The following is a 14091-nucleotide window of genomic DNA, read 5'->3' as shown; positions in this document are numbered from 1 at the left end:
CTGCTCGCGGCCCTCATGCGCCGCCGCAAGGAAGGCAGCGAGAGCGGCATCGAGCACCCGCTCCTGCTCGCGATGCTCATGCGCCGCCGGGAAGAAGGCAGTGAGGGCGGCATCGAGCACCCGCTCCTGCTCGCGGCCCTCATGCGCCGCCGCAAGGAAGGCAGCGAGAGCGGCATCGAGCACCCGCTCCTGCTCGCGATGCTCATGCGCCGCCGGGAAGAAGACGGTGAGGGCGGCATCGAGCACCCGCTCCTGCTCGCGGCCCTCATGCGCCGCCGCAGGGAAAGCCACGAGAGCGGCATCGAGCACCCGCTCCTGCTCGCGATGCTCATGCGCCGGCGTAGGGAAGGCAGCGAGAGCGGCATCGAGCACCCGCTCCTGCTGGCCGCGCTCGCGGGCCGATAGCGGCAGCCCGTCAAACGCAGCCAAGGACCACGTCCCCCAACTGCTGCGCACTCAGCGGTTGGGGACGACCCACATTCACCGAAGAAGGAGCAACTCATGGCGTCGGAGGAAAACGGCGATACGGTCGGGCACGACCTGGCGGAGTCGTTGATCGACGACCTCATCCGCGACATCCTCAGCGAGGCGGGCCAGGCCACGAAGGCTCGCACCCGCGGCGGGGACTCCATGGCGACCCTGATTGAAGCGGCTCTCACTACGGTGCCGAGCACGGCGGCGAAGTCATCGACAGTTGAACGGCTCCTGCTCGCGCAGCTTTTCGCCTCCGCCCTGGCCGATGCTCTGGCGCCCGCGCTGGCGGACGCCCTGGCACCCGAGATCATGAAAGCGTTGGAGCACCACGCCTCCAGCGGCCAAGCCGGTGCGCCGGCGGCTACTCCGGCCAGAGGGGGCAGAAAGAAGACGTGAACCAGGCATGATCTGACCATCACCGGCTGCGGCGGCGGCGCGCGGCGGCCGCCACAGGCGGCACGCCCTTGAAGACTTAGAGAAAGCTCGCATCCACCGCCAGGCTCGGGCTGGCTGACAAAGCTGCCCCGCCTGGGGCATGCCGACCCGGTGATCACCCTGCGCGTCTATGCCCACGTCATCTGGTCAGCGGAAGCGAGTGCGGGTGACATCTTCACCAAGGAGATCGCACAACGCGTGTTAGAGCCTGCTGACAAAGGCTTAAGGGCTCGTGGAGATGGCGCCGTAGATGGCTGGTCCGATCTTGTTGATGTAGCCCTGTTGGGACCATTGGGACAGTTGGACGCGGTGATGTTCTCGATGCCGAGGATGGCGGCCAGCTCGGTCCCCCTCCAGGCTCGCCAGGGCTGGGTAGCCAGGAGTTCCAGGACCTTGCCTCGCCGGTCGGGACTCCTGAGATCTGGCAGCGGGGGCGGGTTGCTCCAACGGCCATGAGGTGGTTGGCCTGCCAGTTCGCGGGTCAGGCAGCGGGTCATCTGGTGCACGGTGGTCCACCAGATCATGGCTTCGTGGTGTTCGGGCTTGCGCTCGTAGATGACCCTGCTGGTAACTCGCGGCGCGTGGGGTGTGGTCCATGCGTTGCCGGTTCGGGTGCGGGATGAGCTGGGTGAGTTGTTCGCCGATGAGCGGTTCGTGGCCGCGTTCGGGGCGGAGGGCCGGTCAGGCTGGTCTCCGGGCCGCCTGGCGTTGATCACGGTGTTGCAGCGTGTCGAGGATTTGACCGATCGGCGGGCTGCTGAAGCGGTCCGGAGGGATCTGTCGTGGAAGTACGCGCTGGGGCTGGAGCTGGATGATCCGGGCTTCGACGCGAGTGTGTTGAGCGAGTTCCGGTCCCGGGTGATCGCGCATGGCCTGGAGGAACGGGTCCTGGACCTGCTACTGGAGGTACTGAAGGACAAGGGGCTGGTGAAAAAGGGCGGGAAGCAGCGCACCGATGCCACACATGTGGTCTCGGCGGTGCAGGACCTCAACCGGGTCGAGCTGGCCGGCGAATGCGTGCGGGCCGCCTTGGAAGCCCTCGCCGTGGCCGCGCCCGGCTGGGTGGAACAGGTTCTGGAGGTGCCCGGACTGGGCGGACCGGTATCGGGCACGAGTCGACTCCTGGCGGCTACCGGCCTCCAAGACCCAGCAGAAGCAGCTCGCGCGTGCTTACGGCGCTGACGGATATGCGCTCTGCGCGGCGGCCCCTGCGCGACGGCGGAGCGGGGCTGCCGCCCGGCAGACACCGGCTGGCCTCTCCTTACGATCTCGACACCCGCTGGTCGGTCAAGGCCGACGTGTTCTGGAACGGCTACAAGGTGCACATCAGCGAAACCTGCGGCACCAGCGGGGATGGCGAGGCGAGCTCGCCTCCAAATGTGATCACGAACGTGACGACGACCGACGCGACCGTCGCAGATATGGCCATGACGGCCTCGATCCATCAAGGGCTCCAGCGCAGGGACCTGCTCCCAGCCGAACACTACGTCGATGCGGGATACGCCACGGCCGAACTGATCGTGTCAGCCCGTGACCTATACGGGCTGGCCCTGGTCGCACCGGTGCGGTTGACTCCTCGCCCCAGGCCCGCGCAGCCACCGGATACGATCGGGCCGCGTTCACCATCGACTGGACCGCCAAGCAGGCCACCTGCCCCCAAGGACAGACCAGCGTCTCCTGGACCCCGACCATCCAGCGTTTACCTGGCCACCGTCCGCTCGTGCACCCGCAGCTCACGGGCAGCGTCCTTGATGCTCTGCCCGTCCTCGAACCGCCCAGCCGCCTCCAGCCGTAACAGTTCCCACCGCTGCTGCTCAGCGGGGGTATACCCGCCTCGTTGCCCCTAGCATGCTCTGGCCATACACCCAAAACAGCAGACCGTCACGACTTATGACTCTACGAATTCAGCCTGTGTATACGTCCTCGACCAGGACGAGGCCCTCGAGTTCGACGTCGGCAAGCTTGACCTGGAGGTCAACGCCGACACCGACATGGGCTTCATGCGCTGGCTGAAGGACAGTGACCTGCCCACGACATTGTCGGCAGGCACAGACCTGTCGCACCAGCGCGGACGGGTGGTCGGCGTCGTGGAGGATCGTCTGGCGCGCGGTCCGGAGAGCGGCGGACCGCCCGAAGGGGGTGCCGGTGTTGGGGTTGCGGTCGTAGGCGGGGAAGTTGCTGCTGGAGATCTCAACGCGGATGCGGTGTCCGGCGCCGAAGGTATTCGCCGTCGGCTGAAGCTCGATGGTGAAGCATTCGGCCTTGCCCGGTTCCAGGAAGCTCTCCGCGTCGGCTCCGTCGCGGTGGCGGGCCCGTACGATGCCCTCGCAGAGATTGATCGCGCGGGAGTCCGGGCCGACGTCGACGAGCTTGGCGGTGAAGTCCGTGTCAGGCGCGGAGGAGAACGCGAACAGCTCGACCCGCACATCGCCGGCCACTTCGAGGGGCTCCTCCAGGGGAGGCGTGGAGTAGACGAGGACGTCGGGGCGGGACTCGACGGCCCGCTGGTCACGAGGGCCGAACGGTGACTGCGGAGCGTAACAGCAGCTCTGCCCGCCGATGCTCGGCACCGGGTTGGACGGGTCGTAGACGAACCGGTCCGTGCCCTCCCCCGGGCCGCCGTCCGTCAGGGCGCCGTCGCCGTGCAGGAAGAACATCGTGGGCTCGAAACCCGCCGGCGGCCAGGACTGCGACGAGCGCCAGGCGCAGTCGCCCATGCTGAAATAGCGGACTGGGGGCTCTTCGGACTCGGGCCGCACACCCTTGAGCCGGTGGTCCATCCACGCGACCACAGCGGCGGGGAACGAGCGCACCGAGTCCGCGCCGAAATCGACCTCGCCCAGCTCACGGGACCAGCCGTTGTGCGCCCAGGGACCGATGACGAGCCTGCTCCCCTCGGCGACGCCGCTCGATCCCACGCCGCGCAGCGCCTGGAACGTCTCCACTCCGGCCGCCACGAATACGTCGTACCAACCGGCCATGTTGAGCACCGGCACGGTGATCTCCGGGAGCCGTCCACGCAGCGACAGGTCCTGCCAGTAGCCGTCGCGACGCGGGTGCTCGTTGATCCACTCGAAGAAGTACGGCGCCACGTCGTCCCGGTCCGGCAGGAGCGGCGGGAACTCGTCCCGAGTCGAGCAGGTCGGCGCCGACGACTTCGGGCGGCAGATCCTCCAGCGCCCGCTGCACCAGACCGACGCGCAGACGTTCGTGGAGATCGGAGCCAAGAGGCTGCGGGATGCCCGCCTCGCCGATCTTTCGTTTGGCGCGGGTGATGCGCTGGGCGAGGGAAGCCGTGCTCGTTCAACCAGGAGCGAAACCCGCCCCAGATGGCACGCCCGCATCCTGTCGCTGACCCGACCTACCCGTCACGCCGAGAGGGGGCGCTTTGTTCTCGTGGCGACAGCGACGAACCGGGGACGCCCGGTTCGTTTGGGCGCAGCAACCGATCCCTCATCACATCCCTGTCCCGTCACGTCCGACTCCGCCGACGAGCAGGCAGGGGACGTCGTGAGGGTTGTGCCACGCGTGCGCCCTCTGGGACGGCACGTAGACCGTGTCGCCCGCTGCGACCTCGTGTTGTACACCGTCGATGGTCACGATCGCGCCCCCCTCGACGCAGTGGTGGAACTCCTCGGTCGCATGCGAAAGCCCTCGCATCGTTCCCCCCGGTCGCAGCAGCAGTCGGAACGGTTGCAGTCCCCTGATCGGGACGGGCAGGTAGGAGATGGTGACACGCCCGTCGTCGTCGTCGATCTCCCGCGCCTCAGAGAGTGGGATGCAGTGTCGACTGCGCAGCTCTTGCAGGTCGCCGAGCAGGTCACCGACGGTCACGGCGTAGACGTCGGCGAGCCTCATCAGACGAGTGACTGCGATCTCCGACTCGCCCCGTTCGACGAGCCCGATGAAGGAAGCGGACAGCTGGCTGCGGCGGGCGGCATCGCGGACTGACCAGCCGCGCTGCTCGCGCAGCCGCCGCAGTCGTTCGCCGATCTTACGGATCGCGTCGTCGCCGGAGGTCGTGGTGGGGCCTGCCATCATGATGATCAGGTTACGGCTCGTCGCACGAGTCTGGCGCGCTCGAGCAGGGCACGCCGCAGGGCGAGGTCGACGCATCCCGGTGCGGTCTGCGTGCTGAGGCTTCCGACGGCGATGGCCAGGAGCACCGTGGCGCCGCGCGGGCTGCTCGCTTCAGCGTACGAAAAGGTCACACATCGCACCCTATGTGTCGCCGCGTGCAGGTCGCTGGTGCCGCGAGTGGGCGCGAGAGGCGCCCGGGCGCAGCGAGCGACCCGCCTTCGGTATCAACATAATGTGCATTATACTGATCATAATTCGCAAGGCAACCCTCTTTCTGTCCCGGTATCTCGCATGTATGCTGCGGCACCTGATCGATATATCGATCACATGGCTAAAGAACGTGTGTGGTGAGAAGAGGAGCGCGATGCGCACGCTGACGGGAACACCGGCGGCCAACGGCTTCCGCATGCCGGCCGAGTGGGAGCCCCACGAGGGCTGTTGGATGCTGTGGCCCGAGCGACCCGACAACTGGCGGGCGGGAGCGAAGCCCGCGCAGGCCGCCTTCGCCGCGGTCGCCCACGCGGTGGCCGACGCCGGCGATCCGGTTACCGTCGGGGTCTCGGCAGCGCAGTTCCGCCATGCGCGTGCGTCGCTCTCGGCGGCGATACGCGTTGTAGAGCTTAGCTTCGACGACGTCTGGATTCGCGACACCGGGCCCACCTTCGTCCTCGACCAAGAAGGCCGGCGCCGCGGCGTCGACTGGATCTTCAACGCTTGGGGCGGGCTGGAGGGTGGGCTCTACTTCCCATGGGATGCCGACGACCAGGTTGCCGGCAAGGTGCTGGAGATAGAGCGCAACGATCGCTACCGCGCGCCGTTCGTGCTCGAGGGCGGGTCGGTCCACGTCGACGGGGAAGGCACTTGCCTGACGACCGAGCAGTGCCTGCTCAACTCCAACCGCAACCCCGGGCTCTCACGTGAACAGCTCGAGCAACTGCTGTCGGACTACTTAGGGATCGAGCGCGTGATCTGGCTCAGCGCTGGAGTCCATGCGGACGAGACCGACGGCCACATCGACAATCTCGCCTGTTTTGTACGGCCCGGCGTCGTCTGCCTCACCTGGACCGACGACGAACAGGACCCGCAGCACGCGATCAGCCGCGACGCGCTCGAGCGGTTGAAGCGCGCGACCGACGCTCGAGGCCGTCCGCTCGAGGTGCATACAGTCCCGATGCCCGGCCCGCTGCGCTACAGCGAGGAGGAGGCGCGCGGCATCGACAGGCGCGGCGACGGCGAGCCATGGCGGCTCGAGCTGCGGATGCCCGGTTCATATGTGAACTTCTATGTCGCCAACCGCGGAGTCGTCGTGCCGATGCTTGATCCGCTCCACGACGAGCAGGTGATCGCGCAGCTCAGCGATTTGTTCCCCGGACGCGATGTCATCGGAGTCCCCGCCCGCGAGGTGTTGCTGGGCGGCGGCAACGTCCACTGCATCACCCAGCAGGTGCCCGCCGCTCGCTCGTGGAGGAACTGATGCGTACTCACGGGTTCACCCTCCTCCTGGCATGCGCCGGGATCGTCGCCGCGGCCGGGTGCGGCACGCACAAGCAAGCCAGTCCCGCCATCTCGGGCGGCACGTTCCACTACGCCATCGAGGGCGATCCCGGTGATCTTGATCCGGCCAGGACGGTCACAGACAACGCGTATCGGATCTTCACGTTCGCCTACGACACCCTGCTCGACACCTCCCCCGATGGCAGAGTCGTGTCCAACCTCGCCACCAGTTGGAAGATCACACCGACCGTTGCGAAATTCACCCTGCGCAGAGACGTCACCTGCTCCGATGGGAGCCCCGTCACCGCGACGACGATCGCGCAGAACCTGAACGCGCTGAAGGACCCGAAAATGCAGTCGCCACGGCTGCCGATAGCGATGTCGACCGGCGACTACACCGTTGCCGCTGACAACGCCAGTGCGACGGTGACTGTCCGCTTCAAAGCGCCGGTCAGCTTCCTCTCCTACACCATCCAGGCGCTGCCGATCGTCTGCGGCGAGGGCCTGCGCGACCGCAGTGTCCTCGCCCGCGGCACGAGCGGGACCGGACCCTACGTTCTGAAGGAATCGGTCTCCGGCGACCACTACACGCTGACCCGCAGGAAGGGCTACAGATGGGGGCCCGACGGCGCCACGAACGACAAGCCAGGCCAGCCGGAGACGATTGTCGTCAAAGTGGTGCCGAACCCGACCACGATCGCCAACCTGCTGCTCGCCGACGAGCTGTCCGGCGCACGCGTCAGCAGCGCCGACGCCAAGCGGCTGGAGCAGCATGGGCTCGCCGAGCAGAAGCACGCCTCCAGCCTGACTCAGATGCTGTTCAACCAGACCAAGGGCCGGCCTGCGGCCGATCCCGCCGTCCGGCGCGCACTGACGATGGCGATCGACCGTGAGCAGCTGGCGAAGATCGTCTCCGGACCTGACGGGCGCGTCGGCCAGAGTGTCGTGCCCGAGGCCTCGACCCCCTGCCCTCTGCCCGGCGTCAACGTTGCGATCCCGGCCTTCGATACCGCCGACGGAACGGCCGCGCTCGACAAGGCCGGCTGGGCCAAGGGCTCCGACGGCGTACGCGAGAAGGGCGGGACACGGCTGCAGCTCAGCGTGATCAGCAACTCCGACTCCGGGCCCACGTTCGTCTCGGCGACAGAACTGGTCGTGAAGGCGTGGCGCGAGCTCGGCGCCGACGTCAAAATCGTGGGGGGCAATGCCCAGGTCACAATACAGGCGCTAGCGAGTGGCAACTGGGACGTCGTCCCGCTGCTCGGCATCAGCGTCGCGGTGCCCTCCCAGTTCGTCCCACTGGCGAGCGGCCCGGTGCCGCCGCAGGGGATCAACTACGGCGCGATCGACAACCCGGAGTACCTGAAGCTCGTCGGCAAGGCGGTAGCGACGACCGATCAACAGGCAGCGTGCGAACAATGGAACGCCGCCGAGGCGGCGCTGTTCGAGATGGCCGACGTTGTCCCGATGGTCGCGTTGTACGAGCGCTGGTGGGCGGCGAAGACCGCGACATTCGAGACGACGGCGTTCGACATCATCCCGACGAGTATCCGAATGCGTCAGGGCTGAGCGATGACGCGCTTTCCCATCACTGTGTGGGCCGTCGCGGCGCTGGCCGCCGCCGCAGCGGCCAGCGCCGGAGCCGCCGCCCAGCGACAACACGAGGCGACGACCCGCCGGCGGTACCCGGCCCCTGGCAGGACGCTCGATGCTGACGGCGTCGCGCTGCACGCGCTCGCCGAGGGGCGCGGGCCGGCGGTCGTGATCGAGTGTGGCCTCGGCGGGTCGCAACTGGAGTGGGAGGAGGTCGCCGACGGCTTGAGCGGCCGCGCGACGGTCGTACGCTACGACCGGCCCGGCTTCGGCTGGAGCCCCGGTGCCTGCTGCGACCGCCGCCCGACCGCGACAGCGGCGCGGTTGCGCGCTCTGCTGCGCGCTCTCGACGTACCGCCGCCGTACGTGCTCGTCGGTCACTCGTTCGGCGGCCTGCACGTGCGCGCGTTCGCGGCCGCCGAGCCGTCCGCGGTCGCGGGCATGGTGCTCGTCGATCCGGCCCACGAGCGGATGCGAGAGGCGCTGACGCCCACGACGAAGTTCGCGGAGCGAGTGGTGCGACACGGTGCGGCCGTTGCGGCGACACTGGCCCCGCTCGGGTTGGGAGCACCGCTCGGGCAGCTGCGTGCGGCGCTGACGCGCACCGAACTGACCGAGCCGCTCACCCCGGCCGCACTGCGCGCCGTCGAGCTGAGCGCGGCCGTCAGCTACAGCCGTGTCGCGTCGGTGCAGGCCTTCGCCGACGAGGTCGCCGCGCTGCCGCGCTCCTGCGATCAACTCGCCACGCTCGCCGGCACCAGCGAAGCACCGTCCTGGCCGCTGATCGTGCTCACCGCCGGCACCGCGCCGCCGGTCATGCGGGCGCTGCACGCCGAGCTGGCATCGGCTGCCCCGCGCGGCCGGCTCGTCGCCGCAGATGGCGCCTCACACATGGTCCATCTCACCGCGCCCGGCTCGATCGTCGAGGCGGTTGTCGACATTCTTGAGGAGATTGCATGAATTCCCAGGGCGCAGTGCGCGTCGAGCGCGACGAATGGGGCATCGCATACGTCACCGCGCCGGAGGAGCGCGATGTCTTCTACGGTCTCGGGTACGCGCAGGCCAGCCACCTGCTGCACGAGCTGCTCGGCCAGTACAAGCTGGCGCGTGGCGAGCTTTCGAGTGTGCTCGGCGAGACGGCGCTGGAGCGCGACATCGAGGCACGCCGCTGGGGCTACCTCACGCAAGCGCGTGCCGACTATGCGCGCGCCCCGCAGGCGGTTCAGGCGCGTTACGCCGCCTTCGTCGCCGGCATCGACCGCTATCTGCGAGATCATCCCGACGAGGTTCCGGCGTGGGCTCCGCCGTTGGAGCCGGCTCTGCCGATCGCCGCGCTGCGTGCGCTCGTGCAGTACTGGGCGACGGCGGACGGCTGCGCCATCCTCGCCGCAACGGGGATCGGGTCCGCCCCCGCGGTAGAGCGCGGTTCCAACGCCTGGGCACTGCTTCCGCGACGGACCGCCGAAGGCGTGACCTATCTGCTCAGCGACCCTCACCTGCCGCTCGGCGGGCTGTTCGGGGAGTTCGTGCCGCCGCCCGCGTGGATCGCGGCGGCGATGCCGCGCGGAGGGTTCGCCGGCCACGAGGTCGTCGCACACGCCGGCGAGCTGTCGATCACCGGGGTCGTCTCGGCAGGTACCCTGCTGCCGCTGATCGGCCACGGCGCGCACTGCGCGTGGGGTCTGACGACTGGGGGCCCTGCCGTCTCGGACGCGTACCGGATCCGCGTCGAGCCCGGTGACGAGCTGGCGTGGCGCTGCGACGGCGAGCTGCGGCGGATCGACCGGCGCAGCGAGTGGATCGAGGTGGCGGGACGGGCAGAGCCGTTCGAGGCCACCGTCGAGACGGTCGAGCTGAACGGCGCCCGCACGCCGGTGATCGCACGCGCGGACGGCTGTGCCTACGCCGTCAGCACCGCCTACGCCGAAGGCCTCTGGCGGCTCGATGAGCAGCTCCTGGCGATGTATCGGGCGCGCAACATCGACGAACTGAAGGCGGCGTTCGAACCGTGCATGTTCCTTCCCCAGAACGTCGTTGCCGCCGACGTTCACGGCGACGCCTGGTACGTGCGCGCCGGCCACGCGCCACGACGGCCCACGCAGCTCGACCGCAGCATGCCGTTCGATGCCAACGACGCTGCGAGCGCCTGGCAGGGCTGGTACGAGCTCGAGGATCTGGTCCAGCACCGCGGCTCGGAGGCCGGCTTCCTGCAGAGCTGCAACACCGCTCCCGACACGCTGACAGGGCCGCACCCACGCCCGGCGATCGACCTCACCGCCTACCCTCCGGTGCTCGTCAACGACCGCCCCGGCCGTTCCAACACTCGCGGCGACCGCGCGGTCGAGCTGCTGGCGAGCACCTTCGATGCGCGCCTCGAGGACGCGATCGCGATCGCGCTCGACGATCTCTGGCCGGAGACAATCGCGTGGCAGCGGGCGCTCTCGCAGGCGCTGCGCACGACCCCGCCCGACGTCACCGACCGCCCGTTCGCTCGGCTGCTGCTCGCATTCGACGGCCGCGCTCACGCGACCTCTCCCGGCGCGTTGGGGTGGCTGCTGTGGCGCGAGCTGGTGCGCGACCTGCCGGCCGAGCCGGCGGAGGGCGCAGAGCTGACGGCCGCCGTCCTCGCCGGCAAGGCGCTCACACCGGTGCAGGAGGAACTGCTGCGCCGCGCGCTCGCCGCGGCAGCCGAGCGGATGCGCGGCACGCCGCACGGGTTGAACACCGCGCTCGGGGAGGTACTGCGCCTCGGTGAGGCGGCCGGCGGTGGCGCCGCTTTCCTCTCGCACCGGCCCGTAGCGGGACAGGACCTGCCGCTGGTCGCGCCGCTGCGCGTCGCGATGTACTCCGACGTCGACCCCGGCAACGGCCTCGCAAGGGCCTACTTCGGCGGCCCGTCGTTGCGGCTGACGAGGCTCGGCCCCGACGGCGTCCGCTCATGGTCGGCGATCAGGCCAGGCCAGCAGGACGCGCACGTTGCCGGCCAGGCACACCTTCTCGTCAACGGCAGCCTGCGCGCGCTCGCGCCTGCGGACGTGCCGCCGCGGACGCTGACGCTGGAGGCCGAACTGACCGCGACCGTGGCGCTGGATGCGGGCTGACATGCAGCATCCTTGGCTCCCCTTCGCTTTGCGGCGCACCGCCGGGTTCGCCGTCTCACTCGCGGTGCTGGCAACCGTCACCTTCCTGATCACGCAGCTCGTTCCTGGCGACCCAGTGCGCGCCTCGCTCGGCCCGACCGCGCCAGCCTCACTCGTGCAGGAGCGCCGCGCCGCACTGCACCTCGACGAGCCGGTGCTGCAGCAGTACCGGTACTACATCGAGGGACTGTTGAGGGGGGACTTCGGCCGCTCGTTCACCAGCGGTCAGCCCGTCGCCGAGGTGATCTCCGACCGTTTCCCGATGACGCTACAGCTCGCGGTGGTCGCCTTCGTCGTGACGCTGCTGGTCGCCGTCCCGCTCGGGATGGCGATCGCCGTGGTGACGCGCGGCGGGCGCAGGCCTGGCATCGAGAAGTCGTTCTCGCTGACGACGGGATTCGTCGTGTCGGTGCCGGAGTACCTGATGGCGACCGCGCTCGTCGCGCTGTTCTCCGTCACGCTTGACTGGCTTCCGGTCACGGGTTCAAGCGACTGGACAGCGTACGTGCTGCCACTGGTGGCCATCAGCGCGGCGCCGATCGCGGTTCTCGCCCGGATCACGCGAGTCGAGACGCTGAAGGTGCTCGACCAGGAGTACATGCGCGTGGCCCGCAGCAAGCGGCTGCCGCGACGTCTGCTGTACGCGCGCCATGCGCTCCCCAACACGTTGACCGCGACGCTGACCGTCGCGGGCATGCTACTCGCCGGCCTTGTCGCGGGCACCGTGATCGTCGAGAACATCTTCTCTTGGCCGGGGCTGGGCGCCGCGATCGTCGAGGCGATCCCGCAGAAGAACTATCCGCTGGTGCAGGCGATCGCGCTGCTGCTCGGCACGATCGTACTGCTCGTCAACTTCGTCGTCGACATGCTGCTGGCATGGCTGGATCCGCGCTCGCTGATCAGGGAGAGCTGAGATGGGACCTAAGCGGCTCTCACCGACCCGGGTGGCGCTGCTCGCCGTCTTCGGGGTACTGCTGGCGCTGGCGCTCGCGGGGCCGATCGTCTGGGGCGACGGCGCAGAAGCGGTCGACCTCGAGGCGCTCGGCGAAGGGGTGTCGTGGACACACCCGTTCGGGACCGACGACCTCGGTCGCGACATGTTCGCGCGTGTGCTGGTCGCAACCCGCATTTCACTCGTGCTCGCGCTGCTGACGGCCGGGCTCGGCTGCGGCCTCGGGCTGCTGCTGGGGCTCCTGCCCTCCGTACTCGGCTCGCATCTGGGAAGACTCGCCAGCAGCGCGATCGGCCTGCTGCTGGCGTTGCCGGGCCTACTGCTCGCGCTGCTGGTCGCGACGATCGTCGGCGTCGGCGCAACGGGCGCGGTCGTCGGGCTGGCGGTCGCGATTGCACCCGCTTTCGCGCGCCTGACGCAGACGCTCGCAGCGCAGGTCGCCGGCTCCGAGTATGTCGCCGCCGCCCGCATGACGGGGATCTCGCTGCCGCGGCTGATGGCCCGCCACGTCCTGCCCAACATCGCGCCCGCGCTGGTGCTGCAGGTGGCGATGGCGACCGGCGGGGCGTTGCTGGCGCTGTCGGCGCTGAGCTTCCTCGGCCTCGGCGTGCAAGAACCGCAGTACGACTGGGGTGCGCTGCTCAACGCCGGCCTGGATCGCATCTACGTGACGCCGGCGGCGGCACTCGGACCCGGCATTGCGATCATCATCGCCGGCATCGCCTTCAACGTCACCGGCGACGCGTTCGCCGGTGCGCTGGCGGGCGAGACGACCCGACCGGCCCGGCGCGGTCGTTCCCGCGTGGCGACCGCCACCCCTGCGAGGGGCCCTGCCATGGTTCGTCCCGACGCCGTCCTCCAGGTAGACGGCCTTTCTGTCACCTTCGAGAGCGAGGGCGGCACGCTCACGCCCGTCCGCGACGTCAGCTTCTGCGTCGACGCCGGCGAGCGCGTCGGGATCGTCGGCGAGTCGGGGTCGGGCAAGAGCCTCACGGCGCTCGCGATCGCCGATCTGATCGAGTCGCCGGGGGCCGTACAGGCCGAACGGCTGGCATTCCTTGGACGAGACCTGCGCGAGCTGCCAGAGCGCGAACGGCAGCGGCTGCTGGTCACGACCCTGGCGATGGTCTTCCAAGATCCACTCAGCTCGCTCAATCCTGTCCTGCGCATCGAGCGGCAGGTGAGCGAGGCCGCGGAGGTGCACCTCGGAGCGACGCGCAAGCAGGCGCGCATGCGCGCCGTCGAGCAACTGCGCGAGCTGCGGATCGCAGGCGCCGCCCGCCGGATGAGGCAGCATCCGCACGAGCTGTCCGGCGGCATGCGCCAGCGCGTCACGATCGCGATCGGCCTGACGACACGCCCGAGCTTGATCGTCGCCGACGAGCCGACGACAGCGCTCGACGTCACAGTCCAGCGTCAGGTGCTGCGCGTGCTGCGACGCGTCAACGCCGAGCACGGCACAGCCGTGGTCCTGATCTCGCACGACATCTCGGTGATCTCGGCCTTCTGCGAGCGCGTGCTCGTGATGTACGCAGGGCGGGTCGTCGAAGAGCTCGCCGCCAACCGCATGCACGCGGATGCGGCGCATCCCTACACGAGGGCGCTGCTGGCGGCCACGCCTGCGCTCGACGCCGACCTGGACCGCCCGATGGCGACGATCCCCGGACGCCAGCCTGCGCTCGACGCCGTCCCCGACGGATGTCCGTTCACGCCCCGCTGCGCGCATGCAAGCGACCGATGCCGCGAGCAGCTACCGCTGCTGGAGACGCTACGCAAGGGACAGCGCGTCGCTTGCTGGCACCCACATGACGCCGTAGAGCCGGCGCAGGAACAGGAGATGAAGCGGTGAACGGACTGTCGGTGCGTGACCTTCGCGTGCGGGTCGGTAGCGGCCGCGCGGCGATGACGGTCGTCGACGGCATC

At 69.2% G+C, this 14091-nt stretch carries 12 protein-coding genes and 1 pseudogene; 9 read left to right on the top strand and 4 right to left on the bottom strand.

The annotated features are described in order from the left end of the window. The 3 genes from ABZ911_RS41655 to ABZ911_RS41645 all read left to right on the top strand — a co-directional run. Positions 1-405: hypothetical protein (locus ABZ911_RS41655; RefSeq protein WP_358069735.1), on the top strand; the 405-nt coding region annotated here is incomplete at its 5' end. A gap of 96 nt (positions 406-501) precedes the next feature. Beyond that, positions 502-870, top strand: a complete 369-nt coding sequence (locus ABZ911_RS41650) for a hypothetical protein (RefSeq protein ID WP_358069732.1) — start codon at positions 502-504, stop codon at positions 868-870. Between the two features lie 594 nt (positions 871-1464). Next, positions 1465-2091: a transposase gene (locus tag ABZ911_RS41645; RefSeq protein ID WP_358069729.1), complete on the top strand. Its 627-nt coding sequence runs from the start codon at positions 1465-1467 to the stop codon at positions 2089-2091. Positions 2092-2608: 517 nt separating this feature from the next. Here the strand turns inward: ABZ911_RS41645 and ABZ911_RS41640 are convergent. The 4 genes and pseudogenes from ABZ911_RS41640 to ABZ911_RS41625 all read right to left on the bottom strand — a co-directional run. Then, a pseudogene (locus ABZ911_RS41640) lies at positions 2609-2716 on the bottom strand (helix-turn-helix domain-containing protein); the annotation flags it as partial. A 97-nt stretch (positions 2717-2813) separates the two neighbouring features. After that, complete coding sequence (locus ABZ911_RS41635; protein WP_358069726.1) at positions 2814-4136, bottom strand: CocE/NonD family hydrolase; 1323 nt, start codon at positions 4134-4136, stop codon at positions 2814-2816. Between the two features lie 229 nt (positions 4137-4365). Continuing rightward, positions 4366-4950, bottom strand: coding sequence for a cupin domain-containing protein (locus ABZ911_RS41630; RefSeq protein WP_358069724.1), 585 nt, complete (start codon positions 4948-4950; stop codon positions 4366-4368). 5 nt (positions 4951-4955) lie between these two features. Further along, on the bottom strand, positions 4956-5120 hold the full coding sequence (locus tag ABZ911_RS41625) for a hypothetical protein (RefSeq protein WP_358069721.1): 165 nt from the start codon (positions 5118-5120) through the stop codon (positions 4956-4958). A gap of 164 nt (positions 5121-5284) precedes the next feature. Between ABZ911_RS41625 and aguA the strand changes: the two genes are divergently transcribed. From aguA to ABZ911_RS41595, 6 genes are read left to right on the top strand one after another with little or no spacing between them, the layout of a single operon-like run. Next, complete coding sequence (aguA, locus tag ABZ911_RS41620; RefSeq protein WP_358069718.1) at positions 5285-6463, top strand: agmatine deiminase; 1179 nt, start codon at positions 5285-5287, stop codon at positions 6461-6463. After that, a complete protein-coding gene (locus ABZ911_RS41615; protein ID WP_358069715.1) occupies positions 6451-8052 on the top strand; it encodes an ABC transporter substrate-binding protein in 1602 nt (533 codons plus the stop codon). Before aguA ends, ABZ911_RS41615 begins: the two co-directional genes overlap by 13 nt. 3 nt (positions 8053-8055) lie before the next feature. Next, on the top strand, positions 8056-9036 hold the full coding sequence (locus ABZ911_RS41610; RefSeq protein ID WP_358069712.1) for an alpha/beta fold hydrolase: 981 nt from the start codon (positions 8056-8058) through the stop codon (positions 9034-9036). After that, positions 9033-11177: a penicillin acylase family protein gene (locus tag ABZ911_RS41605; protein WP_358069709.1), complete on the top strand. Its 2145-nt coding sequence runs from the start codon at positions 9033-9035 to the stop codon at positions 11175-11177. Before ABZ911_RS41610 ends, ABZ911_RS41605 begins: the two co-directional genes overlap by 4 nt. A gap of 28 nt (positions 11178-11205) precedes the next feature. Beyond that, positions 11206-12129, top strand: a complete 924-nt coding sequence (locus tag ABZ911_RS41600) for an ABC transporter permease (protein ID WP_358069707.1) — start codon at positions 11206-11208, stop codon at positions 12127-12129. 1 nt (position 12130) lies between these two features. After that, on the top strand, positions 12131-14017 hold the full coding sequence (locus tag ABZ911_RS41595) for an oligopeptide/dipeptide ABC transporter ATP-binding protein (RefSeq protein WP_358069704.1): 1887 nt from the start codon (positions 12131-12133) through the stop codon (positions 14015-14017). Positions 14018-14091 lie beyond the last annotated feature (74 nt).

The organism is Nonomuraea sp. NPDC046570, assembly GCF_040645915.1.
Taxonomy (GTDB): domain Bacteria; phylum Actinomycetota; class Actinomycetes; order Streptosporangiales; family Streptosporangiaceae; genus Nonomuraea.
Note: the sequence above shows the minus strand (reverse complement) of the source record. Positions and strands in the feature narration are given on the sequence as shown.

Coding starts and splice junctions, on each gene's coding strand:
- ABZ911_RS41650 (WP_358069732.1), top strand. CDS start 502: ATGGCGTCGGAGGAAAACGGCGATACGGTCGGGCACGACCTGGCGGAG.
- ABZ911_RS41645 (WP_358069729.1), top strand. CDS start 1,465: ATGACCCTGCTGGTAACTCGCGGCGCGTGGGGTGTGGTCCATGCGTTG.
- ABZ911_RS41630 (WP_358069724.1), bottom strand. CDS start 4,950: ATGATGGCAGGCCCCACCACGACCTCCGGCGACGACGCGATCCGTAAG.
- aguA (WP_358069718.1), top strand. CDS start 5,285: ATGCTGCGGCACCTGATCGATATATCGATCACATGGCTAAAGAACGTG.
- ABZ911_RS41610 (WP_358069712.1), top strand. CDS start 8,056: ATGACGCGCTTTCCCATCACTGTGTGGGCCGTCGCGGCGCTGGCCGCC.
- ABZ911_RS41605 (WP_358069709.1), top strand. CDS start 9,033: ATGAATTCCCAGGGCGCAGTGCGCGTCGAGCGCGACGAATGGGGCATC.
- ABZ911_RS41595 (WP_358069704.1), top strand. CDS start 12,131: ATGGGACCTAAGCGGCTCTCACCGACCCGGGTGGCGCTGCTCGCCGTC.